The sequence below is a fragment of the Halomonas smyrnensis AAD6 genome (genome assembly GCF_000265245.1).
GTDB lineage: Bacteria > Pseudomonadota > Gammaproteobacteria > Pseudomonadales > Halomonadaceae > Halomonas > Halomonas smyrnensis.
Window position 1 is genome coordinate 15,565 of the sequence record NZ_AJKS02000014.1, and the last position, 24,834, is coordinate 40,398.

Annotated in this window: 19 protein-coding genes and 2 tRNA genes; 5 read left to right on the plus strand and 16 right to left on the minus strand. The window is 66.9% G+C overall.

Annotated features, from left to right (window positions below; translation table 11 throughout):
• Positions 1 to 129: 129 nt before the first annotated feature.
• The 7 genes from lpdA to sdhC all read right to left on the minus strand — a co-directional run bounded on the left by lpdA (position 130) and on the right by sdhC (position 9,478).
• Complete coding sequence (lpdA, locus tag UYS_RS0213455; RefSeq protein ID WP_016856037.1) at positions 130 to 1,569, minus strand: dihydrolipoyl dehydrogenase; 1,440 nt, start codon at positions 1,567 to 1,569, stop codon at positions 130 to 132.
• 47 nt (positions 1,570 to 1,616) lie between these two features.
• Positions 1,617 to 3,170, minus strand: coding sequence for a 2-oxoglutarate dehydrogenase complex dihydrolipoyllysine-residue succinyltransferase (odhB, locus tag UYS_RS0213460; protein ID WP_016856038.1), 1,554 nt, complete (start codon positions 3,168 to 3,170; stop codon positions 1,617 to 1,619).
• Positions 3,171 to 3,212: 42 nt separating this feature from the next.
• Positions 3,213 to 6,050 carry a 2-oxoglutarate dehydrogenase E1 component gene (locus UYS_RS0213465; RefSeq protein WP_026068552.1) on the minus strand — a complete coding sequence of 946 codons (2,838 nt, stop codon included), beginning with the start codon at positions 6,048 to 6,050 and terminating at the stop codon, positions 3,213 to 3,215.
• A gap of 211 nt (positions 6,051 to 6,261) precedes the next feature.
• Positions 6,262 to 6,972 carry a succinate dehydrogenase iron-sulfur subunit gene (locus tag UYS_RS0213470; protein WP_016856040.1) on the minus strand — a complete coding sequence of 237 codons (711 nt, stop codon included), beginning with the start codon at positions 6,970 to 6,972 and terminating at the stop codon, positions 6,262 to 6,264.
• 11 nt (positions 6,973 to 6,983) lie between these two features.
• Positions 6,984 to 8,756, minus strand: a complete 1,773-nt coding sequence (gene sdhA, locus UYS_RS0213475) for a succinate dehydrogenase flavoprotein subunit (protein ID WP_016856041.1) — start codon at positions 8,754 to 8,756, stop codon at positions 6,984 to 6,986.
• Between the two features lie 3 nt (positions 8,757 to 8,759).
• A complete protein-coding gene (sdhD, locus tag UYS_RS0213480; protein ID WP_016856042.1) occupies positions 8,760 to 9,107 on the minus strand; it encodes a succinate dehydrogenase, hydrophobic membrane anchor protein in 348 nt (115 codons plus the stop codon).
• A complete protein-coding gene (gene sdhC, locus UYS_RS0213485) occupies positions 9,101 to 9,478 on the minus strand; it encodes a succinate dehydrogenase, cytochrome b556 subunit (protein ID WP_026068553.1) in 378 nt (125 codons plus the stop codon). Before sdhC ends, sdhD begins: the two co-directional genes overlap by 7 nt.
• 457 nt (positions 9,479 to 9,935) lie before the next feature.
• Between sdhC and gltA the strand changes: the two genes are divergently transcribed.
• On the plus strand, positions 9,936 to 11,222 hold the full coding sequence (gene gltA, locus UYS_RS0213490; RefSeq protein ID WP_026068554.1) for a citrate synthase: 1,287 nt from the start codon (positions 9,936 to 9,938) through the stop codon (positions 11,220 to 11,222).
• Between the two features lie 751 nt (positions 11,223 to 11,973).
• Here gltA and UYS_RS0213495 read toward each other — a convergent pair.
• The 3 genes from UYS_RS0213495 to gltX all read right to left on the minus strand — a co-directional run bounded on the left by UYS_RS0213495 (position 11,974) and on the right by gltX (position 13,775).
• A tRNA-Glu gene (locus tag UYS_RS0213495) sits at positions 11,974 to 12,049 on the minus strand.
• A gap of 22 nt (positions 12,050 to 12,071) precedes the next feature.
• A tRNA-Ala gene (locus tag UYS_RS0213500) sits at positions 12,072 to 12,147 on the minus strand.
• 149 nt (positions 12,148 to 12,296) lie between these two features.
• Entirely contained in the window at positions 12,297 to 13,775 is a 1,479-nt protein-coding gene (gltX, locus tag UYS_RS0213505) for a glutamate--tRNA ligase (RefSeq protein WP_016856045.1), read from the minus strand.
• Positions 13,776 to 13,954: 179 nt separating this feature from the next.
• Here gltX and UYS_RS0213510 point away from each other — a divergent pair, with 179 nt between their 5' ends.
• Positions 13,955 to 14,695: an SDR family NAD(P)-dependent oxidoreductase gene (locus UYS_RS0213510; RefSeq protein WP_016856046.1), complete on the plus strand. Its 741-nt coding sequence runs from the start codon at positions 13,955 to 13,957 to the stop codon at positions 14,693 to 14,695.
• A gap of 112 nt (positions 14,696 to 14,807) precedes the next feature.
• On the plus strand, positions 14,808 to 15,401 hold the full coding sequence (locus UYS_RS17450; protein WP_016856047.1) for a helix-turn-helix domain-containing protein: 594 nt from the start codon (positions 14,808 to 14,810) through the stop codon (positions 15,399 to 15,401).
• Positions 15,402 to 15,411: 10 nt separating this feature from the next.
• Here UYS_RS17450 and UYS_RS0213520 read toward each other — a convergent pair whose 3' ends face one another.
• Both UYS_RS0213520 and UYS_RS0213525 read right to left on the minus strand, forming a co-directional pair.
• A complete protein-coding gene (locus UYS_RS0213520; protein WP_026068555.1) occupies positions 15,412 to 16,017 on the minus strand; it encodes a hypothetical protein in 606 nt (201 codons plus the stop codon).
• Between the two features lie 37 nt (positions 16,018 to 16,054).
• Complete coding sequence (locus UYS_RS0213525; protein WP_016856049.1) at positions 16,055 to 16,375, minus strand: TraR/DksA family transcriptional regulator; 321 nt, start codon at positions 16,373 to 16,375, stop codon at positions 16,055 to 16,057.
• A gap of 239 nt (positions 16,376 to 16,614) precedes the next feature.
• On the opposite strand from UYS_RS0213525, the gene dusA reads away from it, so the two are divergent.
• A complete protein-coding gene (gene dusA, locus UYS_RS0213530) occupies positions 16,615 to 17,613 on the plus strand; it encodes a tRNA dihydrouridine(20/20a) synthase DusA (protein WP_016856050.1) in 999 nt (332 codons plus the stop codon).
• 22 nt (positions 17,614 to 17,635) lie between these two features.
• Here the strand turns inward: dusA and UYS_RS0213535 are convergent, their stop codons facing one another.
• The gene (locus UYS_RS0213535) at positions 17,636 to 18,667 is read right to left on the minus strand and encodes a succinylglutamate desuccinylase/aspartoacylase family protein (RefSeq protein ID WP_016856051.1); all 1,032 of its coding nucleotides are present in this window, start codon (positions 18,665 to 18,667) and stop codon (positions 17,636 to 17,638) included.
• A gap of 154 nt (positions 18,668 to 18,821) precedes the next feature.
• Here UYS_RS0213535 and UYS_RS0213540 point away from each other — a divergent pair, with 154 nt between their 5' ends.
• Complete coding sequence (locus UYS_RS0213540; protein WP_016856052.1) at positions 18,822 to 19,445, plus strand: TetR family transcriptional regulator; 624 nt, start codon at positions 18,822 to 18,824, stop codon at positions 19,443 to 19,445.
• Here UYS_RS0213540 and UYS_RS0213545 read toward each other — a convergent pair.
• The 3 genes from UYS_RS0213545 to UYS_RS0213555 form a co-directional block, all read right to left on the minus strand.
• A complete protein-coding gene (locus tag UYS_RS0213545; RefSeq protein WP_016856053.1) occupies positions 19,437 to 20,138 on the minus strand; it encodes a hypothetical protein in 702 nt (233 codons plus the stop codon). The two genes, UYS_RS0213540 and UYS_RS0213545, sit on opposite strands and share 9 nt — an antisense overlap.
• Positions 20,139 to 20,314: 176 nt before the next feature.
• A complete protein-coding gene (locus UYS_RS0213550; RefSeq protein WP_016856054.1) occupies positions 20,315 to 23,497 on the minus strand; it encodes an efflux RND transporter permease subunit in 3,183 nt (1,060 codons plus the stop codon).
• Entirely contained in the window at positions 23,494 to 24,762 is a 1,269-nt protein-coding gene (locus UYS_RS0213555) for an efflux RND transporter periplasmic adaptor subunit (protein ID WP_026068556.1), read from the minus strand. Before UYS_RS0213555 ends, UYS_RS0213550 begins: the two co-directional genes overlap by 4 nt.
• Between the last annotated feature and the right edge of the window lie 72 nt (positions 24,763 to 24,834).

The window sequence follows — 24,834 nt, forward strand, 5'->3', positions numbered from 1 at the left end:
CATTGGTTGCATGTGACTCGAACGGTAGTCGCCCGGGCGCCGACTCGGCGCAGCGCGGCGGCTACCACCGCTCCCCTCCGGTACGACGCCGGAAGGGACGCGCCGCCCGAAGGCGGCGCTCTTGTTGTCTTACTTGCGCTTCTTGCGGTTCGCCATGTGGATGGCGTGACCTTCCACGGCCAGGGCTGCCTCGTGGACGGCCTCGGACATGGTCGGATGCGCATAGCAGGACAGCGCCAGATCCTCGGCGCTGGAGCCGAATTCCATGGCGATGACGCCCTGGGCAATCATCTCGCCGGCGTGCTGGCCGACGATGTGCAGGCCCAGGATACGATCGGTCTCGGCGTCGGCGATCACCTTGGCCTGACCCTCGGTGGCGTTGTTGGCCATGGCGCGACCGCTGGCGGCGAACGGGAAGGCGCCGGTCTTGACCTCGATGCCGGCCGCCTTGGCGTCCTGCTCGGTCATGCCGACCCAGGCCACCTCGGGGAAGGTGTAGATCACGCTCGGGATGGCGTCGTAGTTCATCTCGGCCTTATGGCCGGCGATGATGTCGGCGACCATGATGCCTTCCTCGGACGCCTTGTGGGCCAGCATCGGGCCGCGCACGCAGTCGCCGATGGCGTAGACGCCGGGCACGCTGGTGCGGCACTGGTCGTCGACGTGGATGAAGCCGCGCTCGTCGAGCTCGACGCTCACCCCTTCACCGATCACGCCCTTGGTGTACGGCTTGCGGCCGACGCAGACGATCAGCTTGTCGAAGGTGATCTCCTGCTCGCCCTTGGCGTCGGAGTACTTGACCACGACCTCGCCGTCCTTGACCTCGGAGCCGGTGACGCGGGCGCCCAGCTTGATGTCCAGGCCCTGCTTCTTGAGCAGCTTCTGGGTCTCCTTGGCGATCGCGCCGTCGACCATCGGCAGGAAGTCGTCCATGGCCTCGAGGACGGTGACCTCGGAGCCCAGACGGTTCCACACGCTGCCGAGCTCGAGACCGATGACGCCGGCGCCGATGACGCCCAGGCGCTTCGGCGTTTCCTGGAATTCCAGGGCGCCGGTGGAGTCGACGATCAGGTCGTCGGTCAGCGGGGTAGGCGGGATCTCGACCGGCACGGAACCGGCGGCGACCACGATGTTGTCGGCCTCGTAGGTGGCGGCGTTGCCGTCCTTGTCGGTGACCTCGACCTGCTGGCTGCCGGTCACCTTGCCGGTGCCCTCCAGCGCGGTCACGCCGTTGGCCTTGAACAGGCCGGCGATGCCGCCGGTCAGGTTCTTAACGATCTTGTCCTTGCGGGCCATCATCTTCTTGACGTCCATGGTGACGTCACCGGCCTCGATGCCCATGTCGTCGAAGTCGTGCTGCGCCTCGACGAACTTGTGGGAGGCCTCCAGCAGCGCCTTGGACGGGATGCAGCCCACGTTCAGGCAGGTCCCGCCGTGAACGACGTTGCCTTCCTTGCCGATCCACTTCTCGACACAGGCGGTCTTCAGGCCCATCTGGGCGGCACGGATGGCGGCCACGTAGCCGCCGGGGCCCGCGCCGATGACGATGACATCAAACTTGTCGGCCATGTTGGCTCCTTGAAAAGTGTTTCGCTGTGCTCGTTAACCCGCGCGGATCAGATATCCAGCAGCAGACGGGCCGGATCCTCGAGCAGTGCCTTGATGGTCACCAGGAACTGCACCGCGTCCTTGCCATCGATCATGCGGTGATCGTATGACAGCGCCAGGTACATCATCGGACGGATCTCGACCTTGCCGTTCACCGCCATCGGACGTTCCTGGATCTTGTGCATGCCCAGGATCGCGGTCTGCGGCGGGTTGAGGATCGGCGTGGACATCAGCGAGCCGAAGATGCCGCCGTTGGTGATGGTGAAGGTGCCGCCCTGCATCTCGTCGATGCCGAGCTTGCCATCACGGGCACGCTTGCCGAAGTCGACGATGCCCTTCTCGACGTCGGCGATCTTCATGCTGTCGGTATCGCGCAGCACCGGCACCACCAGGCCACGGTCGGTGGACACGGCCACGCCGATGTCCTGATAGCCGTGGTAGACGATGTCGTCGCCGTCGATGGAGGCGTTGACGTCCGGGAAGCGCTTGAGCGCCTCGGAGGCCGCCTTGACGAAGAAGCCCATGAAGCCGAGCTTGGTGTCGTGGGCCTTGAGGAAGGTGTCCTTGTACTGCGCGCGCAGGTCCATGACTGCGCCCATGTCCACCTCGTTGTAGGTGGTCAGCATGGCGGCGGTCTGCTGGGCCTCGACCAGACGCTTGGCGATGGTCTTGCGCAGGCGGGTCATCGGCACGCGCTTCTCGGGACGCTCGCCCTCGACGGCCGGGGCCGGCGCCGCGGCGGCCTTGGCGCCTGACGGCTGGGCGGACTTGGCGGCCTTCTTGGCGCTGCCGTCCTTGATCGCCTTCTGCACGTCTTCCTTGAGCACGCGACCGCCCTTGCCGGTGCCTTCGAGCTTGCCGACGTCGAGGTCGTGCTCGGCGACCAGCTTGCGTGCGGCCGGGGCGAGGATCTTGTCGCCGACCTTCTCGTCGCTGGCGCCGTCATCGGCGGACGCGGCGGCCTTGCCCTCGCTGGAAGCCGGCGTGGCATCGCCGCCGGCGCCGGCGGTGAAGATCGCCAGCACCTCTTCGGAGGCCACCTGGCTGCCTTCCTCGGCCTTGATCTCGGACAGCGCGCCGTCGGCCGGCGCGACCACCTCGAGCACGACCTTGTCGGTCTCGATCTCGGCCAGCACCTCGTCGCGCTTGACGGCTTCGCCGACCTGCTTGTTCCAGCTGGCCACGGTGCCTTCCTGGACGGACTCGGGGAAGGTCGGGGCCTTCACCTCGTGCGCCTCGCCGCCGGCGGCCGGAGCGGCCTCCGGCTCGGCATCGCTCTTCTCTTCGCTGGCGGCCTCGGCCTTGTCGCCGCCGCCGCTGGCCGCGCCTTCGCCGATGCGGCCGAGCACCTGCTCGGACTGCACGGTGTCGCCCTCTTCCGCCAGCACCTCGGCCAGGGTACCGGCCTCGGGTGCCACGACCTCGAGCACCACCTTGTCGGTCTCGATCTCGACGATCAGCTCGTCACGCTCGACGCTGTCACCCGGCTTCTTGTGCCAGGCGGCCACGCTGCCCTCGGCAACGGATTCCGGAAAGGTGGGTGCCTTGATCTCGGTAGCCATGTCGTTTCCCTTGTGTGTTCTCTCTCGTCCCGGTGGGCTGCCTTAGAGGTTGAAGGCGTCTTCCACCAGCTTGCGCTGCTGTTCGGTGTGCACGGACATGTAGCCCGCCGCGGGGGCGGCCGATGCCGGACGTCCGGCGAACTTGAGCTTGCCGCCCAGGCCCGTCTTGAGCTGCTCCGCCACGCTGCGCATGTGGTGCTGACTGGGGTACCAGGCGCCCTGGTTGAGCGGCTCTTCCTGGCACCACACCATTTCGCTGGCGTTGGTGTAGGCCTTGATCGCCTCGAAGAGCTCGGCTTCGGGGAACGGGTAGAGCTGTTCGAGACGCAGGATGGCCACGTCGTCGCGGGCGTTCTCCTCGCGCCAGTTGGCCAGATCGTAGTAGACCTTGCCGGCACACAGGATGATGCGCTCGACCTTCTCGGCGTCGCGCTTGCCCTGGTCGGGGATCACCATCTGGAAGCTGCCGCCGGCCAGCTCGTCGAGGCTGGAGGTGGCATCCTTGTGGCGCAGCAGGCTCTTCGGCGACATCACCACCAGCGGCTTGCGCAGCTTGCGGATCACCTGGCGGCGCAGCAGATGGAAGATCTGCGCCGGGGTGGTCGGCACGCAGACCTGCATGTTGTGCTCGGCACACAGCTGCAGGAAGCGCTCCAGACGCGCGGAGGAGTGCTCGGGGCCCTGGCCCTCGTAGCCATGCGGCAGCAGCATGGTCAGGCCGCACAGGCGCTCCCACTTGGTCTCGCCGGAGGAGATGAACTGATCGACCACCACCTGGGCGCCGTTGAAGAAGTCGCCGAACTGCGCTTCCCAGATCACCAGGTCGTTGGGCGCCGTGGTGGAGTAGCCGTACTCGAACGCCAGCACGGCTTCTTCCGACAGGAACGAGTCGTGGATGGTGAAGCGCGGCTGGCCGTCGCTCAGGTGCTGGAGCGGCACGAAGGTGCTGCCGTCCTTCTGGTTGTGCACCACCGCATGGCGGTGGGAGAAGGTGCCGCGACCCACGTCCTGGCCGGTCAGGCGAATCGGGTGGCCCTGGTCGAGCAGCGTGGCGTAGGCCAGGGTCTCGGCGAAGCCCCAGTTGCAGGCCATGCCGCCGGCCTGCATCTTGCGGCGGTCGTCATAGATCTTGGCGACCTGACGCTGCACGCTGACGCCGTCCGGCACCTCGCACATGCGCGCCGCCAGATGCTGCAGGCGCTTCATGTCGAAGCTGGTGTCGGTGTGGCCGCTCCACTCGTGGCCGAGATAGGGCTTCCAGTCGACGAACAGCGCGGTGTTCGGCTTCTGCACCAGGGCGTTGGCCACGTGGTTACCGGCGACCAGGTCGTCGCGGTAGCCTTCCATGGTGGCCTTGGCCTCGTCTTCGCTGATCAACCCTTCCTTGACCAGGCGCTCGGCGAACAGCGCGCGCGAGGACGGATGGTTCTTGATCTTGCTGTACATCATCGGCTGGGTGCCGGACGGCTCGTCGGCCTCGTTGTGGCCGCGGCGGCGGTAGCACACCAGGTCGATGACCACGTCCTTCTTGAACTGCTGGCGGTAGTCCAGCGCCACCTGGGTGGCATGCAGCACGGCGTCGGGATCGTCGCCGTTGACGTGGAAGATCGGCGCCTGAACCATCTTGGCGATGTCGGTGCAGTACTCGGTGGAGCGCGAGTCTTCCGGGTGGGACGTGGTGAAGCCCACCTGGTTGTTGATCACGATGTGCACCGTGCCGCCGGTCCGGTAAGCACGGGTCTGGGACATCTGGAACGTCTCCATGACCACGCCCTGGCCGGCGAAGGCCGCGTCGCCGTGGACGTTGATCGGCAGCACCTTGCCGCCGTCGCTGTCGTTGCGGCGATCCTGACGGGCCCGCACCGACCCCTCGACCACCGGCGCGACGATTTCCAGGTGGGAGGGGTTGAACGACATGGCCAGGTGGACTTCGCCACCCGGTGTCATGACGTTGGAACTGAAGCCCTGGTGATACTTGACGTCGCCGGAGCCGCGCTCGACCAGCTTCTTGCCGTCGAACTCGTCGATCAGCTCGGAGGGGTTCTTGCCCAGGATGTTGACCAGCACGTTGAGGCGGCCACGGTGGGCCATGCCGATCACGACTTCCTTGGTGCCGTAGCCACCGGCGCGCTGGATCAGCTCGTCCATCATCGGGATGAAGGACTCGCCGCCTTCCAGGCCGAAGCGCTTGGTGCCCGGGTACTTGGAGGCCAGATAGCTCTCCAGGCCCTCGGCGGCACTGAGCCGCTCGAAGACGTGCTTGCGGACGTCCTCGCTGAACTTGGGCGCCGAGCGCACCGACTCGAAACGCTGCTGCAGCCAGCGCTTCTCTTCGGTATCGACGATGTGCATGAACTCGCAGCCGATGCTGCGGCAGTAGGTCTGCTCCAGCGCCTCGACGATCTGCTTCAGCGGCGCCTTGTCCAGCCCCATGAAGAAGGAGCCGGTCTGGAATTCGGTATCCAGGTCGGCCTTGGAGAGCTGGTGGAAGGACAGATCCAGATCGGGCACCGGGGTCGGGCTGCGCAGATCGAGGGGATCGATATCGGCCTTCTGGTGCCCGCGGAAGCGGTAGGCGTTGATCAGCTGCAGCACCTTGACCTGCTTGCGGTTCGCGTCGCTCTCGGGAGCGGCGGCAGCGGTCTGGGCGGTGCGGCGCTGACGGCCTAGCTGATAGAACTGTTCGCGGGTAGGGGCAAGCGGAACGTCTTGAGTGGCGCTGCCATCGGGTCTCGGCAGTTGATCGAAGTACTGACGCCATTCATCGGGAACGGCAGAGGGGTCATCGAGGTACTGCTCGTAGAGCGCTTCCACGTAGTGGACATTGCTGCCACTGACATGGGAGGAGCGCCACATCAACTCCATTATGCCTTGTTGCATCTCTCGGTCACCCTGCACTGATGGGGTGGTGTCGGCCGTCACGGCTCACCCGTGGCGACATCAGTTAGGTAGCCAGCCGGCGGGGCAGACACCTTGTTTCTATGGTCAAAAGCCGGTGCACGAGGCACCGGCTTCGGACGTCTCACCGGGGGCCAGGCTGCGACAGCACGTCGCAGCCTGGGGCGTATGATAACAAGCCCCGGCCCACGATTTAAGTGGCATCCGCCAGCAGCATCTCGCGAATCTTGCCGATCGCGCGAGTGGGGTTGAGCCCCTTCGGGCACACCGCCACACAGTTCATGATGCCGCGGCAGCGGAACACGCTGAACGGATCCTGGAGCTCTTCCAGACGCTCGCGGGTGGCCTCGTCGCGGGAATCGGCCAGGAAGCGGTAGGCCTGCAGCAGGCCGGCCGGGCCGACGAACTTGTCCGGGTTCCACCAGAACGACGGGCAGGAGGTCGAGCAGCAGGCGCACAGGATGCACTCGTAGAGGCCGTCGAGCTTGTCGCGATCCTCCGGCGACTGCAGACGCTCGATGGCCGGCGCCGGCGTGTCGTTCTGCAGGTACGGCTGGATGCGCTCGTACTGCTGGTAGAACAGGCTCATGTCGACCACCAGGTCACGGATGACCGGCAGGCCGGGCAGCGGACGCAGGGTCAGCTTGCCCTTCTTGACCACGTCGGACAGCGGCGTGATGCAGGCCAGGCCGTTCTTGCCGTTCATGTTCATGCCGTCGGAGCCGCACACGCCCTCGCGGCAGCTGCGACGATAGGCCAGGCCGTTGTCCTGCTCCTTCACCAGGTGCAGGACGTCGAGCACCATCAGGTCGCGGCCCTGGGTGTCGACCTGGAACTCCTCCATGTAGGGGGCGGAGTCCGTCTCGGGATTGTAGCGGTACAGGGATACCTGAAGCGTGGACATCGTGACTCCCCTCAGTAGGTACGGACTTTCGGTTCGAACATATCGACGGTCTTGGGCGCGAAGTTCACATCACGCTGCCCCAGGCGCTTCTCGGCCGGGAAATACATGGAGTGCTTCAGCCAGTTGACGTCGTCGCGATCCGGGTAGTCGTAGCGTGAGTGGGCACCACGGCTCTCCTTGCGCTCGAGGGCCGCGATGGCGGTGGCCTCGGCGACTTCCATCAGGTTGTCGAGCTCGAGAGCCTCGACCCGGGCGGTGTTGAAGGTGTTGGACTTGTCCGGCAGGTAAGCGTTGTTGATGCGCTCACGCAGCTCGGCCAGCTGCTGGACGCCCTTCTGCATGTTCTCTTCCTGACGGAAGACGCCGAAGGCGTTCTGCATGATGTCCTGCAGCGCACGCTTGAGCTCGGGCACGGTCTCGCCGTCCTCGGACTCGTTCCAGCGGTTGATGCGCTTCATGGCCGACTCGACGTCGGAATCGCTGGCCGCCAGGTACTCGACGCCCTCGTTGAGCGCGCTCTCGATGAACATGCCGGCCGCGCGGCCGAACACCACCAGGTCGAGCAGCGAGTTGCCGCCCAGGCGGTTGGCGCCGTGGACCGACACGCAGGCCGCCTCGCCGACGGCGTAGAGGCCGTTGACGATCTGATCGTTGCCGTCGCCGTCCTGCATGATGGCCTGGCCGTGCACGTTGGTCGGCACGCCGCCCATCATGTAGTGACAGGTCGGCACGACCGGGATCGGCTCCTTGGCCGGATCCACATGGGCGAAGGTCTTGGACAGCTCGACGATGCCCGGCAGACGTTTGCCGAGGACTTCCTCGCCGAGGTGGTCGAGCTTGAGGTAGACGTGGTCGCCGTTCTCGCCGCAGCCACGACCCTCGAGGATCTCCATGACCATGGAGCGCGCGACCACGTCGCGGCCGGCCAGGTCCTTGGCGTTGGGGGCATAACGCTCCATGAAGCGCTCGCCGTCCTTGTTGACCAGGTAGCCACCCTCGCCGCGACACCCCTCGGTGACCAGGGTGCCGGCGCCGTAGATGCCGGTCGGGTGGAACTGCCACATCTCCATGTCCTGCATCGGGAAGCCGGCGCGCAGCGCCATGCCGATGCCGTCACCGGTGTTGATCAGGGCATTGGTGGTGGAGGCATAGATGCGGCCGGAACCGCCGGTGGCCAGCACGGTGGCCTTGGACTTGATGTGCACCACTTCGCCGGACTCGATGTCCATGGCGATGCAGCCGACGACGTCGCCGTTGGCGTTCTTGACCAGGTCGACGGCGTACCACTCGTTGAGGAAGGTGGTATTGTTCTTCAGGTTGTTCTGGTAAAGGGTATGCAGCAGGGCATGACCGGTACGGTCCGCCGCGGCACAGGTACGGGCCGCCTGGCCGCCTTCACCGAAGTTCTTGGACTGGCCGCCGAACGGGCGCTGATAGATGCGGCCGTTGTCGAAGCGGGAGAACGGCAGGCCCATGTGCTCGAGCTCGAAGACCGCCTTGGGACCCTCGGAGCACATGTACTCGGCCGCGTCCTGGTCGGCGATGTAGTCGCCGCCCTTGACGGTGTCGTACATGTGCCAGCGCCAGTCGTCGTTGGGGTCGGCGGAGGCGATGGCACAGGTGATGCCGCCCTGGGCGGACACGGTGTGCGAGCGGGTCGGGAAGACCTTGGACAGCACGGCGGTCTTCTTGCCGGACTTGGCCAGCTCGAGGGCGGCCCGCAGGCCGGAACCGCCACCGCCGATGATGATGGCGTCGAAGGTCAGGCTACGCATGTTGGACATGGATCAGGCTCCCCACAGGACTTGAATACCCCAGACCAGGAACACGAAGATGGCCAGGATGATGACGGTCTGGACGGCAAGACGAATGCCGGTCGGCTTGAGATAGTCGGTGGTCACGGTCCACAGCCCCACCCAGGCGTGGGCGGACAGGGACACGAAGGCCAGCAGCGAGAAGATGCGCATCCAGGTCTGGTCGAAGAGCCCGCTCCAGGTCGCGTAGTCGAGCCCGGGGTGGAGCAGCAGGTAGCCGACGATGAAGAGTGTGTAGAGGGCCAGAATAACGGCCGAGACGCGCTGAACGAGCCAGTCGGACAGCCCGCTGCGCCCGAAGTTCGTGATGTTGGTTACCATACCCAGACTCCAGCCAGAATGATCAGGACCGCGCTTGCCACGACGGTGATCTGCGCCTTCTTGACGCCACCTTCGAGGGTCACGCCGATGTCGGCGTCCATCAGCAGGTGCTTGACGCCGGCCACGAAGTGGAACGCCAGGGCGGACAGCAGCCCCCAGGCAATCAGCTTGGCCAACACATTGTGAGCCAGGGCATCGCTGACCGCGGCGAAGCCTTCCGGAGAAGACAGCGAGGCATCCAGCGCCCAGAAGCCGAAGATCAGGCCGATGAAGAGGATGACGCCGGTGATGCGGTGGGCGATCGACGTCAAGGCGGGGAGGGGGAACTGTATCGTGGACAGATCCAGATTTACGGGTCGTTTGCTATTCACGGCTCTCTACACACTCTCTTGGCCCGTTCCTGGGCACTCGTGGAGAGCCCGACACGGGCGGTGGTTTCGGGAAGGAGAACGATCATGCCTTGCGGGTCACGATCTCCCTTTTCCTGCCAGTCGCGGGACTGGATTATAGGGCCATGCCCACATCGATGACAAATCACTAGCTTGCCAACCAGACCATGGCGGGAGGCGCATGATGGCGAAAAAAACTCCGCCTCTCGGCCGCTTGGCAGTGTCATGAGCCTGCCATGCGACCGATCGCCCCAGCATGGTGCAAGGCACCATATCCGATACAAAAGCTATACAAAAAACGCCTCCCGAACAACAGACCAGCATCGATGGATGAATTGACAATCGAAAAGACGCTTCTATAGTGGGCGAACCTTTTCGCCGGCAAGTTCCGCGAAATCACGACTTATCGCGCCACCAAGAACTCGAGAGGAGGCCAGTTATGGCTGACAGGAAAGCAACGTTGACGGTAGAAGGCCTGGAGAAATCGATCGAGCTGCCGGTCTACTCGGGCGCCGCGGGGCCGGATGTCATCGACGTTCGCGGCCTGGGCGCCGAGGGCCTGTTCACCTATGACCCCGGCTTCATGGCGACCTCCTCCTGCCAGTCCGCCATCACCTACATCGATGGCGGCAAGGGCGTGCTGCTGCACCGCGGCTACCCGATCGACCAGCTGGCCAAGCAGTCCGACTTCGTCGAACTGTGCTATCTGCTGCTGTTCGGCGAGCTGCCCAACGACGCGCAGTACGCCGAGTTCGCGGAGCGCGTGACCCACCACACCATGGTGCACGAGCAGCTGGCCAACTTCTTCAAGGGCTTCCGTCGCGACGCCCACCCGATGTCGATCCTGTGCGGCGTGGTCGGCGGCCTGGCGGCCTTCTATCACGATCATCTCGACATCACCAAGCAGGAAGACCGCGAGATCAGCGCCATCCGCCTGATCGCCAAGATGCCGACCATCGCGGCCATGTCCCACAAGTACAACGTGGGCCAGCCGTTCGTCTATCCGCGCAACGACCTGAACTATGCAGAGAACTTCCTCTACATGATGTTCAGCAACCCGTGCGAGGACTACGAGATCAACCCGGTGTTCGCCAAGGCGATGGATCGCATCTTCATGCTCCACGCCGACCACGAGCAGAACGCCTCCACCTCCACGGTGCGCCTGGCCGGCTCCACCGGCGCCAATCCGTTTGCCTGCATCAGCGCCGGCATCGCGGCCCTCTGGGGCCCGGCCCACGGCGGCGCCAACGAGGCGGTGCTGAACATGCTCGACGAGATCGGCGACGATTCCGAAGAGAACATCCAGCGCTTCATCGACAAGGCCAAGGACAAGAACGACCCGTTCAAGCTGATGGGCTTCGGTCACCGCGTCTATCGCAACTTCGACCCGCGCGCCAAGGTCATGAAGGAGACCTGCGACGAGGTCCTGGAGCAGCTGGGCAAGGCCGACGACCCGCAGCTCAAGATCGCCAAGCGCCTCGAACAGATCGCCCTGGAAGACGAGTACTTCGTCGAGCGCAAGCTCTACCCGAACGTCGACTTCTACTCCGGCATCATCCTCAAGGCCATGGGCATCCCGACCAACATGTTCACCGTGATCTTCGCGGTGTCCCGCACCATCGGCTGGATCTCCCACTGGCACGAGATGCTCAGCGACAGCTACAAGATCAGCCGTCCGCGCCAGCTCTACACCGGCCACACCCAGCGCGACTACCCCGCCAAGTAATCGGCGAACGACTCGCCCGGACGAAGAAGGCCGCCCCTCGGGGCGGCCTTCTTGCGCTTGTGGCCCGCGCTGCACTTCCGGTGTGTGACGGTCCTCGGCGACGAACCGCCACCTCCCCGCTCGGCGCCCCTCGATACCGCATCGGCGGACCTCCCCAGGCCCGCCCCTCGCCCAGCTGCCGCAGGAGCGCCACAGAGGGTGACGCCGCCCCGCCCCACCCAGATACCGACGCCTCACACCGACGTCCTCTGCGGGCCATTCCGAGGCCCTGACGGCATCGTCGGGTGACGATGCCGCGAGCACCACCCCGCCCCTCTCACTTCCACCCCTCTCACATCCGCGCCGAGCGCAACCGAGCAGGGTGCCAGCCCGGCTTTTCCACCGCTGTCATCGTACTGACGCCGTTTCGCAGCGTTTTCCACACAATCTGTGGATAAACCTGTTCAAAACCGTTGGGGAATCGCTCAGAATCGCCATGGGCAGCGGGTCGCGCTCAGATTGATCAAAATTTGATCGTACCCAAGCCTTTGATTTTAAAGCACTAACTTAAAAACCCCATAACCACGGGCTTTTGCCGCGATGCTGTGAACAAGCATTGCGTCAGGAACCGCTCAAGTGGACAAGTCAAGGCCAGGAACGGCCTTTTCTAGGGGAAAAGCATGAGTCCCGCACGGCATGGCACCCCAGGGCGCCAACGGCGGAGACAAAAAAAGACGCCTGAAGCGTCCGGGAAGGTATAAGCAGAATGTAGTGGCGTCCCATAGGGGGTTCGAACCCCTGTTACCGCCGTGAAAGGGCGGTGTCCTGGACCACTAGACGAATGGGACGCATCATCTTCGATGACGTTGATGGTGGAGCCTAGCGGGATCGAACCGCTGACCTCAACACTGCCAGTGTTGCGCTCTCCCAGCTGAGCTAAGGCCCCACATGCCGTGAAGACGAGGCGTATAATACTGATTCCCTTCGCCTTCGTCAACGGGGAAGTGCGAATTTTCTGCTCCGCTCCCCCCCTGCCCCTTGGCGCGCGAAGTGCCAGGCGCGCCGACGGCACCGCCTGGCACTGTGAACGCCGCGTCAGATTTCGCGGTATTCCTTCTCGAAGCGCTTGGCCTGCTTCTTGGACACGCCGCCCAGCACCGCGATGGCGTGGCGCAGGCGCGCCCGGGTCATGTCCGAGCCGAGGATCGCCATGGCGTCCATCACCGAGGTGCTAGCGGCGGAGCCGGTGATGGCGATGAAGACCGGCGCGAGGAAGTCCTTCATCTTGAGCTCGAAGTGCGCGGCCAGCGCCTTGACCTCGGCCAGCAGGGCGTCCTTTTGCCAGGCCGGCACGGTCTCGAGGCGCCAGGTCAGGAACTGCAGCAGCTTCACCAGGTCCTCGCGGCCGAGCTTGACGCCGTCGAAGTCGCCCTCTTCGATCGCCGGCACGCCGGAGAAGAAGTGGCCGGCCAGCGGCATCACGTCGGACAGCGTCTCCACCCGCGGGCGCACCTGCGGCAGGATCTGGCGCACGTACGCCTCGTTGAAGGCCCAGTCACGCAACGCCTTGAGGAAGGCGTCGTCGTCCAGGTCCTCGCGGATGTAGAGGCCGTTGAGCCAGCTCAGCTTCTGCAGGTCGAACACCGGCCCGCCCAGCGAGACCCGCTGCACGTCGAAGTGGCTCATCATCTCGTCGAGGGTGAACTTCTCACGCTCGTCCGGCATCGACCAACCCATGCGACCGAGATAGTTGGTCACCGCCTGGGGCAGGAACCCCATGCGCCGGTAGTAGTTGATCGAGGTCGGGTTCTTGCGCTTGGAGAGCTTCGACTTGTCCGGGTTGCGCAGCAGCGGCATGTGGCACAGCGTCGGCATCGGCCAGCCGAAGTACTCGTACAGCAGCTGGTGCTTGGGCGCGGAGTTGATCCACTCCTCGCCGCGCAGCACGTGGGTGATGCCCATCAGGTGGTCGTCGACCACGTTGGCCAGGTGGTAGGTCGGCATGCCGTCGGACTTGAGCAGGATCTGAGCGTCCACCTGGGCCCAGTCGACCTCGATGGTACCGCGAAGCATGTCGTCGACCACGCAGGTGCCGCTGGCCGGCACGTGCATGCGCACCACATGGGGCCAGCCCTCGCGCTCGCGGCGGGCGACCTCTTCCTCGGGCAGCGCCAGATCGGCCGGCTTCAGCGCCAGGTGCAGGCCGGCGGCCTTGCGCGTCTCGCGCAGCTCGTCGAGCTCCTCGCTGGTGCGGTAGCACTTGAAGGCATGACCGGACTCGATCAGCTTGCGCGCATGCTCGGCGTAGATGTCGCCGCGCTCGCTCTGCCGATAGGGGCCATGCGGTCCGCCCACATCGGGGCCCTCGTCCCACTCCAGCCCCAGCCAGCGCAGGGAATCGAGGATCATCTGCTCCGACTCGGCGGTCGAGCGCACCCGGTCGGTATCCTCGATGCGCAGGATGAACTCGCCGCCGTGCTGACGGGCGAAGCACAGGTTGAACAGGGCGATGTAGGCGGTTCCCACGTGGGGATCGCCGGTGGGAGACGGCGCGATACGGGTACGTACGGTCATGTCGTCCTTGGTCCGGTCGGGGGAATGGAGCCCTGGCACCCCACTGAGCCGATGGCATGCCGGCGGGCGGCCAGGAATGCGCGCATTATACGCGCCTCGCGTGACGCCGGCAGCCGCGCCGTGGAATCATTGGCGGGCAAGAGGGTCCATCCATAACGCCACCGCCAGCAAGGAGCGCCATGTTTCCCCAACTGCCCGACGGCTTCACCGCCCTGGTCACCGGCGCCTCCGGCGGCATCGGCTCGGCCCTGATCGACGCCCTGCTGGCCGAGCCGCGCCTGGCCCGCCTGCACGCCGTCAGCCGCCAGGCGGTGAACCGCGACGACCCGCGACTGACCGGCCACGCTCTGGACCTCGGCACCGAACCGGGACTGACGTCACTGGGCGAGGCCCTCGACGGCCAACGACTGCACCTGGTGATCAATGCCATGGGCATGTTGCACGACGAGGCGGACGGCATCACGCCGGAGAAGAAGCTCGAGGACCTCGACGCCGACGCCCTGGGCCGGCTGTTCCACGTCAATGCCGCCACTCCGGCGCTGCTGCTCAAGACACTCGCACCCTCGCTCAAGGGGCGCCACCCCGTGCTGATCGGCAGCCTCTCGGCCCGGGTCGGCTCCATCGACGACAACCGGATGGGCGGCTGGTACGCCTATCGCGCCAGCAAGGCGGCTCACAACATGCTGATGAAGACCGCCTCGGTGGAGCTGCGTCGCCTCAATCCCCACGCCTGCGTCACCTGCCTGCACCCCGGCACCACCGACACCGAGCTGTCGGCGCCCTTCCAGGCACGCGTGCCCGAAGGCAAGCTGTTCACCCCGAACTTCGTGGCCGAACGCCTGCTCACGGTGCTGAGCAGACGCTCACCGTCGGACACCGGCGGCTTCAGGGACTGGGACGACCAGCCCATCGCATGGTGACATTCGGACGCGTCGGTGGTCATAACGTTGATGCTCGCTATTGCACAGTCACAGGCAATCGCAGACCATGCCATGCCCCCCTTCGTAGATGACCTCAGACAGGACGACGTTCATGGAAACACTCGGCCCACGGATCAAACAACTTCGCCTGGAGGCCAATCTCAACAAGGCGGCCCTGGCCCGCCGAGTCGGCGTCTCGGACGTCACCATCTCCTATTGGGAATCCGGGGCCATCAAGCAGATCGGCCACGAGCGCCTGGTGGCACTGGCCGGCGCCCTCGGCTGCCCGCTGTCCGCGCTGCTCGACAACGACGCCAGCCGGCCTGCCCCGCTGTTCCTGCGGGCCGACGGCCCGCCGCCCTGGGCCCGGGAAGGCACCGAGGCCAAGGGCATCGAGCTGCCCATCGAGCTCACCCCCGGACAGCGCTGGGACGGCGACTGCCACCTGGTGACACCGGCCCCCGACGAGGCGCTCGACTACCTGAACCCGAACGACCTGGCCGCCATCGCCCCCACCGACATCTTTCGTCAGCCGGGCCTCTACCTGATCGAGGAAGCCGGCAGGCTGGCGCTGCGCCGTGTCCAGCAGGACGCCAGGGGCGAGCTCACCTTCCAGCGCCGGGACGACGCCGAGCCGACGCCCTACACCCCCGACTGCCGACTGCTGGGCAAGGTCGTCGCCCTGTGGCGCTTCGAGGCGCTCTGAGCCGGCACGCTCACTCCACTTCCATGACCTCCACCTGGTCGGTGGTATGCCGTGGCTCGCTGCCGACCAGGAAGCGCTGACTGGCGCTGATCACCTGCCCCAGTCCGTGACGCGAGGGCTGCACCAGCGGACCGCGCAGATGCTCCCCCTCCTCGCCCAGCCGTGCCCGCACCTCGGACGGCTGCACCGAGGCGGGCGGCATGTTGACGGTGATGCGATACCCGCCGTCCGGCAACCCGCTGCCCGGACCGAAGGGACCGGCCGCAAAGCCGCCTCCCGCCTCGACCACGGTGCGCTCCTGCCAGCGCACACCGCTGAGCTCGCGCTCCACCAGCACCTGCAGGCGCGTCGCCTCGGGCAGATTGGTGGTGCCCTCGACCATCAGGCGGCGATCGCTGCGCAGCCGCGCATCGATGCCGACGCTCACCGCCTCGTCGAACGGCGCGACCTCGGGTGCCGGTTCGGAGGACGCCGCCTCGATCTCGGTGTCGGGCTGCGCCACGCCGCCCAGCCGCTCATCGGCCGGCGATTCGCCGTCCTCGCTGCCGCCGCAGCCGGCCAGGGCCAACCCCAGCACCAGGCCCGTCACCCGAGCGCTTCGCTGCCATGCTGTCATGCCCGTCCTCCCTGTGCGGAAATGTCCGACTCGCGCCTCACGCCCCCTGACACGCTCGACACAGGGTCGCATGCGGCACCGCCGCCAGGCGACCCGCCTCGATCGGCTCGCCACAGCACTCGCACGCCTCGCCCCGACCCTCGCGGATCCGGGCCAGGGCATGGCGGACCTGGGACAGCTCGTCCTCGGCTTCCGCCTCCAGCGACGCCACCACCTCGTCGTCCCGTGTCTCCAGCGGCTGGTCCTCCATGTCCTTGTCCAGCGGACCGGCGCGACGCTCCCGGTGCTGACGGTATCGAGCCAGACGCGCCTCGAGCTCTTCCTTCAGCCGCTCCAGCGCGACTCTGCGATCGTTCATCGTCTCCCCCCTCCTTCCTCCGCCCCCGGCCAGCCGGTCCCAGACGCGATAGCCGCTCGCCTCGGGATTCGCCGAGATCATGACGCCCCATTCACCCTTCCTTCAGCAGCCGTTTCACACCTCCGTCCTGGCGAGTATGGACGATATCGTCGCCGAGGCCTTTCACGCTCGCCTGCAGCACTCGCACCCCGCGCCATGACTGGTAGAATACGCGCTTCTCGACCGACCCCGTGACGCCGATGACCGATCTTGACCGCACCTTCTCCGTGGCCCCGATGATGGACTGGACGACCCGCGACTACCGCGCATTCGCCCGGACCCTGACGCGCCGCACCCTGCTCTACACCGAGATGGTGACCACCGGCGCCATCCTGCACGGCAGCCCCCGAGAGCGCTTCCTCGGCTACGACGACGTGGAGCATCCGCTGGCCCTGCAGCTCGGCGGCAGCGACGCCGGCGCACTGGCCGAGTGCGCGGCGATCGCCGAGGCCTGGGGCTATGACGAGGTCAATCTCAACGTCGGCTGCCCCAGCGACCGGGTACAGAACAACCTGATCGGCGCCTGCCTGATGGCCCATCCCGAGAAGGTGGCGGCGGCGGTGGCCGCGATGCGCGAGGCGGTGTCGATCCCGGTCACCGTGAAGTGTCGCATCGGCATCGACGACCAGGACGAGGACGCCGACCTGGCGCACTTCATCGAGCAGGTCGCCGACGCCGGCTGCGAGGTGTTCACCGTGCATGCCCGCAAGGCCTGGCTGGAGGGGCTGTCGCCGAAGGAGAACCGCGACGTGCCGCCGCTCAACTACGGCCGCGTGCATCGCCTCAAGCAGCAGCGCCCCGACCTGCACATCGGCATCAACGGCGGCATCAAGACGCTCGACGAGTGCCAGGCCCAGCTCGAGCACGTGGACAGCGTGATGGTCGGCCGCGAGGCCTACCAGAACCCCTGGCTGCTGGCCGACGTCGACCGTCGCCTCTACGGCGAGGACGGCCCCGCGGCGGATCGCCATGCCGCCGCCGAGGCCTTGCGCCCCTACATCGCCCGCCGGCTCGAGGAAGGCGCGAGGCTCAACCACATGACCCGCCACCTGCTCGGCCTGTTCCAGGGCTGCCCGGGCGGGCGCAAGTTCCGCCGCCATCTCTCGGAGCATGCCCACCGCGAGGGCGCCGGCCTCGCGGTGTTCGACGACGCCCTGGGCCTGGTGCCCCGGCCGCAGGAGACCAGCCTGGCCGGCTGAGCCGTCCGTCGGCGGTAACGCGTCAGTACAGGGCGTCGGGGGGCGGCTCGAGGCTCGACTGGAAGCTCTCGACGGCGCTCTCGGCCTCCTCGATCGCATCGAAGCGGGCGATGTGGAACAGCGCCTCGCCCTCGTTGGCCAGCGGCAGGCGGCTCATGCCGATCACGATGCCGTCGGCCACGGCCCGCACCTCGCCCTCGGCGTTGCCGAAGGGATCGGCCACCCGCCCCAGCAGCTCCCCCGCCGCCACCCGGGCACCGAGGCGCACCTGCGGTCGCAGGATGCCGTCGATCGGCGCCCGCGCCCAGCTCGAGCCACCCGCCACCTCGGCGGCGGGCGGCGGACGGCGGCGCTTCTCTCCCCCGAGCATGCCGAGCCGGCGCATCACCCGCAGCACGCCGCGCACGCCCGGCGTGATCGCCCACTCGTCGAAGCGCAGCGCCTCGCCGGCCTCGTAGGTCAGCACCGGAATGTCGCGGCTCTCGGCGTAGTGGCGCAGGCTGCCGTCGCGCAGCTCGGCGTTGAGGATCACCGGCGCACCGAAGGCATCGGCCATGCGTTCGGTCTCGCTGCCGGGCGTCAGCCGGGCGCGAATCTGTGGCAGGTTGGTGCGATGCAGGGCACCGGTATGCAGATCGATGATATGGGTGGCCTGGTCGACGATCTGCTCGCGGAACAGCGCCGCGATCCGGCTGCCCAGCGACCCCGACTCGCTGCCCGGGAAGCAGCGGTTGAGGTCGCGACGGTCGGGCAGGTAGCGGCTGTGCTGGACGAAGCCGAAGACGTTGACGATCGGCACGCCGATCAGGGTCCCGCGCAGCCCCTTCAGCTGCCGCGAGCGCAGCAGCCGGCGCACGATCTCCACGCCGTTGATCTCGTCGCCGTGAATGCCGCCGCAGACCAGCATCACCGGCCCCGGCTGGCGGCCGTGGACCACCTCCACCGGAATGTACAAGGGCGCATGGGTATAGAGCCGGGCTGCCGGCACGTCGATCTGCTGGCGCGTGCCCGGCGCCACCCGGACGTCGGCGAGCTCGAAGGGAGCGCGAGCCATGAGGCGATCTCCTGAAATAAGCGCCGTCTCATATTCACGCATCCCGGCGGGCGCCTCAAGCGATCCCGGACCAACGTAGCATTCACCGATGAATGTAAACCGACCCCCTCATTGGGTAGAATGGCGGCCTACCCACTCGGAGTCGATCAACACCATGGCCAGACGCACCAAGGCCGAAGCCGAAGCCACCCGCGTGGCCCTGCTCGATGCCGCCGAGGAAGTGTTCTTCGAGAAAGGGGTGGCGCGCACCTCGCTGGAGCAGATCGCCCGCCACGCCGGCATGACCCGCGGCGCCGTCTACTGGCACTTCCGCAACAAGGCCGACCTGTTCCATGCCATGCTCGACCGGGTGCGCATGCCGTTCGAGGAGCTGGTGGCGGAGAGCGAGGCCGATGTCGCCCAGCCGCTGGAAGCCATTCGCCTGGGCTACCAGCAGGGCGTTCGGCGCCTGGAACAGCCGCGGCACCGCCGGGTTCACGCCATCCTGCTGCACCGCTGCGAGTTCTTCAGCGATATCGACCCCCAGGCCATGCAGGCCGAGATGGCCAGCGAATGCCTGGACGCCCTGCTCGGCTACTTCCGCGCCGCCCGCGAACTCGGCCAGCTGCGCGACGACATCAGCCCCGAGCTCGCCACCCGCCTGCTGCAGGCCACCCTGAGCGGGCTCTACCACGACTGGCTGCGCGACACCGAAGCCTTCTCGCTGTTCGAACGCAGCACCGAGCTGGTCGACACCCAGCTGGCCCTGATCAGCCAGCCGGCCGACGCCTCACGCTGAAGGATGCGAGCCGTTGTGGCCGCTCCCGCCGTGCATCGGCCCCTCGTGACGCTCCAGCAGATGCAGCCGCACCAGCCGCGTCCGCGCATCCAGGTAGTGCTCCTCCCGCACTGAACGATAGGCCTCCTGCCCCGCCAGATACTTGACCAGCACGCGCACCTCGCCGACCCGCGGCCGGTTGTCGGCCTTGCCCCGCAGACGCACCTCACGGGCGGGATCGTCGTCCATCACCGCGGTGGCCCCCTCGCCATCGACCGAGGTGACGCGGACCCGCTCGCCCAGCAGGCAGCGCTTCGACAGCGCCGGATGACGATGCAGGCGGCGATGCAGCCGACGACACAGCGCCGCGGCCAACGGCGAGGCCAGCGCGAACGCCGCCCAGATCACCGCCAGGCCGAGCGGCACGCGGAAGAAGCCCAGCGGCAGCGGCCCCAGTAGCGCCAGTTCGGCGGCCAGCGCCAGCGCCGCGGCCAGCACGATCAGCGCACTGAGCGCCATCGAGGCCGGCACGCCGGCGAAGCCCAGCGACACCAGGGCACTGGCCAGGGTGTCGTTGCGCAGGCTGTCGTGCTCGAACAGCTCCACCGGCGCCAGGCGCAGCAGCACCAGCAGCCAGTAGACGACCGTCAGCGCCAGCAGCGCCGTGAAGAAGATGAGCGGAAAGCTCAAGGCAAGCGAGACGATGGCATCCATGGCGGCTCCTCCATCCGGCCGATTAGCCGGCAAAGCGTTCTGATGCCTTCAGCGTAGCGCCCCCTCGTGGGGCACAGTGCACCACTTTGGTCGCAGATCGACGTTTCCCTGACCCAACGCAAACGGGCACCGCCTCCCGAAGGAGACGGTGCCCGTGTCGGGGCGAGACGCAACCGTTAGCGGGTCGCGCCCTGCTCCTGCGCCGAATGCTCGGCGCGCTCGCCGCCCGTCTTGCGCCTCAGCCAGTCGGTGACGCCGGCGATCATGGCGTAGAAGGTCGGCACGAACAGGCTGCCGAGGATCGCCACCGAGGCCATGCCCATCGCCACCGTGGTACCGATGTGCTGGCTGCTGGTGTCACTCGCCCCGGTCGCCATGGCCAGCGGCAGGGTGCCGAAGATGAACGCCAGCGAGGTCATCACGATCGGCCGGAAACGCAGCTCCGCGGCGGTGATGGCCGCCTCGCGAAGGGTCTTGCCCATCTCGCGGCGCTGCAGCTCGGCGAACTCGACGATCAGGATGGCGTTCTTGGCCGCCAGGCCGACCACCACCAGCATGCCGATCTGCACATAGACGCTGGTATCCAGCGAGCGCAGCGCGATGCCGCCGATGCCCCCCAGGAAGGCGAAGGGCGTGGCCGTGAGTACCGCCAGCGGCAGCGACCAGCTCTCGTACTGGGCGGCGAGGATCAAGAACACCATCAGCAGGCCGAAGACGATGGCCAGGGTCGCCGCGCTGCCCGCCTCGCTCTCCTGATAGGCGGTGCCGGTCCAGCCCATGCCCCAGCCGTCGCCGAGCTCCTCGTCGACGATCTGCTCCATGGCATCGATCGCCTGGCCGGAGCTGTAGCCCGGCGCCGGACCGCCCTGGAACTGGGCCCCGGGATAGACGCCGAAGCGTGTCACCACCGCCGGCGCCACCTGGCGCTCCAGGGTCACGAACTCGGACAGCGGGATCCGCTCGCCGTCGCCGCCGCGCACGAAGATGTTGTTGATGTCGTCCGGCGTGTCGCGATACTCGTCCTCGTTCTGCAGGTAGACCTGGAAGTTGCGGCCCTTGTAGCTGAAGTAGTTGACGAAACCGTTGCCGAAGGTATTACCCAGGGTCGAGTTCAGCGCCTCCAGCGACACGCCGTAGCTCAGCGCCTTCTGCTGATCGATCTCGGCGCTGAAGGACGGCACATTGACGTTGAAGGTGGTGAACACCCGGTTCAGCACGGGGTTCTGGCCGGCCGCCTGCATGACCTTGAGCGAGGCCTGGTAGAGCTCCTCGGGCGTCGCGCCGTCATAGGACTGCAGGTAGCCGGTGAAGCCGCCGGTGGTCGACAGGCCGATGATCGGCGGCATGTTGAAGGCCATCGCCGAGCCGCCCGGCGTCTTCGCACCGAGCCCCATGATCTGGCCGATCAGGTCGGTGGCCGTGATGTCACGCTCTTCCCAGGGCTCCATGGTGACGAAGATCACCCCGCGGGCGGTGTTCACCGAGCTGGTCAGCATGTCGTAGCCCGCCACCGAGGTGGCGTACTTCACGCCCGGAATCTCCTGGATGGACGCGCTGAGCTCGCTCATGTAGGTCCGGGTCCGCTCCAGCGAGGCCGAGTCCGGCAGCTGCACGGAGGTGATCACGATGCCCTGATCGGTCTCGGGGACCAGCGTCGAGGGCGTGCTCTGGTAGAGCCACCAGGAACCGGCACCCACCAGGGCGGTCAGCAGCAGCGCCAGTCCCCAGAACCGCACCAGCTTCTTCACCACCCACATGTAGACGGCGGTGGTGCCGGCGAAGAAGCGGTCGAACAGGCGCAGCGGCGTGCGCACCGCGCGGCGGAAGGCCGTTTCCCTGGTGTGCAGGTCGTGCTTGATGAAGATCGCGGACAGCGCCGGGGTGAAGGTCAGCGCCATCAGCGCCGAGAAGGCGACCGAGACGGCCACGGTCAGCGCGAACTGCTGGTAGATCTGGCCGCTGAAGCCGCCCAGGAAGGCCACCGGCACGAACACCGCCGCCATGATCAGCGAGGTGGCGATGACCGGGCCACCGACCTCACGCATGGCCTGGACGGTGGCCTGCAGGACGGTGGTGTCCTCGTCCTCGCCGAGCACCCGCTCGACGTTCTCCACCACCAGGATGGCGTCGTCGACCACGATGCCGATGGAGAGCACCAGGGCGAATAGCGTCAGCAGGTTGATGGAGAAGCCGAAGATGTAGAAGCCGGCGAAGGTCGCCAGCACCGAGACCGGCACCACCGACATGGCGATCACCGTGAAGCGCCAGTTCTGCAGGAAGATGAACAGGATCACGCCGACGATCAGGAACGCCTCGATGAAGGTGTGAAACACGGTCTCCACCGAGGCGTCGATGAACAGCGTCGTGTCGTAGGGCGTGGCGTACTCGAGCCCCGGCGGGAAGCGGCCGGACAGCTCTTCCATCTTCGCCTTGACCGCGTTGGCCGTCTCCAGGGCATTGGCCCCGGGCTGCTGGGTGATCATGATCGGCGCCATGGTGCCGCCGTTGAGCTGCGCATCGACGCCGTAGGACGAGGCCCCCAGCTCGATGCGGGCCACGTCGTCCAGCCGCAGGGCCGAACCGTCGGGATTGGTGCGCAGGAAGATGTCGCGGAAGTCGTCGACGCTGCTCAGGCGGCCGCCGGCGGTGATGGTGTAGGTGAAGGCCCGCGCCTCGTCCTGGGGGGTCGACGCCAGGCTACCGGCCGACACCTCGGTGTTCTGGGCGCGGATCGCGCTGGCCACCTCGGACGGGGTCAGGTCGTACTGCGCCAGCTTGTCGGGATTCATCCAGACCCGCATGGCAAAGTCGCCGCCCCCCAGCACCTCGGCACCGCCGACGCCGGGCACCTGGCGCAGCTCGTCGAGGATGTTGAGGGAGGCGTAGTTCTGCATGTAGATCTTGCCGTAGTCGTCCTCCGGGGAGAGCAACGACACCACCATCAGGATCGAGCTGGACTCCAGCTCCACCGTCACGCCCTGTTCCTGCACCGCCTCGGGCAGCTGCGAGAGCGCGCCCTGCACCCGGTTGTTGACGTTGATGGTGTTGATGTCGCCATCGGAGCCGATGTCGAACGACACGCTCAGGCTCATCGTGCCGTTGTCGGCACTGGTCGAGGTCATGTACAGCATGTCCTCGACGCCATTGATGGCCTCCGCCAGGGGCGCGGCCACGGTCTGGGCCACGGTCTCGGCGTCGGCCCCCGGGAAGGTGGCGTTGACCGAGACCGTGGGCGGCACCACGCTGGGGTACTGCTCGATCGGCAGCACCCGCATGCTCATCAGGCCGACCACCGTGAGGATGATCGCCAACACCGACGCGAAGATCGGTCGCTTGATGAAGAAGTTGGAGAAATTCATTCCGCCGCGTCCTCTTCGGCCGGCGAGGCGCGTTCGGCGGCGGGCGCGCTATCGCTGCCCTGTGCCGAGCCCTGCCCCTGGCCGGATGGCTGGCCCTGGGTCTGCCCGGTGGCCTTTGCGATCAGCGCCTGGGCATCGCCGTCGAACGGCTGCGGTGCGATCGGCGTGCCGGGCTCGACGCCGGCCGGATCGCCGACCATCACCCGATCACCCGGCTCCACGCCGCCTTTCAGGATCTGCCAGGGGCCGGCCAGCTCGCCGAGCTCCACGGTGCGGGCACGCGCCACGTCGTCCTCGTCGAGCACGAACACCTGGGGCCCCATCAGGCCCTGGCCCACCGCGATTTCCGGCACCGCCAGCACCTCGAAGCGCTTCAGGCCCGCCAGACGAACGCGCACGAACTGCCCCGGCAGCACCTTGCCTTCGGGATTGTCGAAGGAGGCCTTGGCCTGCACGGTGCTGGTCTGCTCGTCGACCCGCGAGCCGAGGAATTCCAGGTGCCCTTCGAGGGTGTCGTTGGCGCCCGGCAGCGTCAGGCGGGCCGCGATCTGGCCGGGCTCTTGGTCGCCGAGCTGGCGACGCAGCGTGAAGGCGTCCTGCTGGGGCAGCTGGAAGCGCACCTCGAGCGGGTCCACCGGCGTGATGGTGGCAAGCTCGGTACCGGAGCTGACCAGGTTGCCCACGTTGACCTCGCTGAGGCTGATCGCGCCGCCGACCGGGGCCGTGACGTCGGCGTAGTCCAGATCGATACGCGCGCTGGCCAGCGCGGCCTCGGCCTGGGCCACGCTGGCACGCGCGACGTTGAGGTCGGCCTGGGCCTGGTCGGCCTGCTGGCGGCTCACGGAGTTCTGGTTGAGCAGCCGCTGATAGCGGCTGGCATCGCGCTGGGCGCGGGCCTCTTCCGCCTGGGCGCTGGCCAGGTCGGCCTCGCGCTGGGACACCGTGGCCTGATAGACGTCCGGTTCGATGGCGAAGAGGCTGTCGCCCTTCTCCACGATGTCGCCGGGCTCGAAGAGACGCTCCTCGAGCACGCCGGTGACACGGGCCACCAGCGTCACCTCGGTATCGCTGCGCAGCTGGGCTGGATAGGACTTGTCCAGCGGAATGTCCTGGGGCGCCAGCGTCGTCACCGGCTTCGGCTGCGGCGGGGTCTCGCCGCCACCGGCCTGCTGCTGGGCCGCCTCGTCCTGACCGCAGGCGGACAGCAACAGCCCAGCCGCCAGTGCCAACAGCCCTGCACGACTGCGTCGAAGTGTTGTATTCATGCCTGATTCTCGTTAAGGGATCGAACGTCGAAGGGGGTTCGCACGACAGGCGTGAATATAAACATACATTCA

What these genes read in the sequence shown, in the direction of transcription:
- lpdA (WP_016856037.1), bottom strand. Translation starts at nt 1,569, where the DNA reads ATGGCCGACAAGTTTGATGTCATCGTCATCGGCGCGGGCCCCGGCGGC.
- odhB (WP_016856038.1), bottom strand. Translation starts at nt 3,170, where the DNA reads ATGGCTACCGAGATCAAGGCACCCACCTTTCCGGAATCCGTTGCCGAG.
- UYS_RS0213465 (WP_026068552.1), bottom strand. Translation starts at nt 6,050, where the DNA reads ATGCAACAAGGCATAATGGAGTTGATGTGGCGCTCCTCCCATGTCAGT.
- UYS_RS0213470 (WP_016856040.1), bottom strand. Translation starts at nt 6,972, where the DNA reads ATGTCCACGCTTCAGGTATCCCTGTACCGCTACAATCCCGAGACGGAC.
- sdhA (WP_016856041.1), bottom strand. Translation starts at nt 8,756, where the DNA reads ATGTCCAACATGCGTAGCCTGACCTTCGACGCCATCATCATCGGCGGT.
- sdhD (WP_016856042.1), bottom strand. Translation starts at nt 9,107, where the DNA reads ATGGTAACCAACATCACGAACTTCGGGCGCAGCGGGCTGTCCGACTGG.
- gltA (WP_026068554.1), top strand. Translation starts at nt 9,936, where the DNA reads ATGGCTGACAGGAAAGCAACGTTGACGGTAGAAGGCCTGGAGAAATCG.
- gltX (WP_016856045.1), bottom strand. Translation starts at nt 13,775, where the DNA reads ATGACCGTACGTACCCGTATCGCGCCGTCTCCCACCGGCGATCCCCAC.
- UYS_RS0213510 (WP_016856046.1), top strand. Translation starts at nt 13,955, where the DNA reads ATGTTTCCCCAACTGCCCGACGGCTTCACCGCCCTGGTCACCGGCGCC.
- UYS_RS17450 (WP_016856047.1), top strand. Translation starts at nt 14,808, where the DNA reads ATGGAAACACTCGGCCCACGGATCAAACAACTTCGCCTGGAGGCCAAT.
- UYS_RS0213520 (WP_026068555.1), bottom strand. Translation starts at nt 16,017, where the DNA reads ATGACAGCATGGCAGCGAAGCGCTCGGGTGACGGGCCTGGTGCTGGGG.
- UYS_RS0213525 (WP_016856049.1), bottom strand. Translation starts at nt 16,375, where the DNA reads ATGAACGATCGCAGAGTCGCGCTGGAGCGGCTGAAGGAAGAGCTCGAG.
- dusA (WP_016856050.1), top strand. Translation starts at nt 16,615, where the DNA reads ATGACCGATCTTGACCGCACCTTCTCCGTGGCCCCGATGATGGACTGG.
- UYS_RS0213535 (WP_016856051.1), bottom strand. Translation starts at nt 18,667, where the DNA reads ATGGCTCGCGCTCCCTTCGAGCTCGCCGACGTCCGGGTGGCGCCGGGC.
- UYS_RS0213540 (WP_016856052.1), top strand. Translation starts at nt 18,822, where the DNA reads ATGGCCAGACGCACCAAGGCCGAAGCCGAAGCCACCCGCGTGGCCCTG.
- UYS_RS0213545 (WP_016856053.1), bottom strand. Translation starts at nt 20,138, where the DNA reads ATGGATGCCATCGTCTCGCTTGCCTTGAGCTTTCCGCTCATCTTCTTC.
- UYS_RS0213550 (WP_016856054.1), bottom strand. Translation starts at nt 23,497, where the DNA reads ATGAATTTCTCCAACTTCTTCATCAAGCGACCGATCTTCGCGTCGGTG.
- UYS_RS0213555 (WP_026068556.1), bottom strand. Translation starts at nt 24,762, where the DNA reads ATGAATACAACACTTCGACGCAGTCGTGCAGGGCTGTTGGCACTGGCG.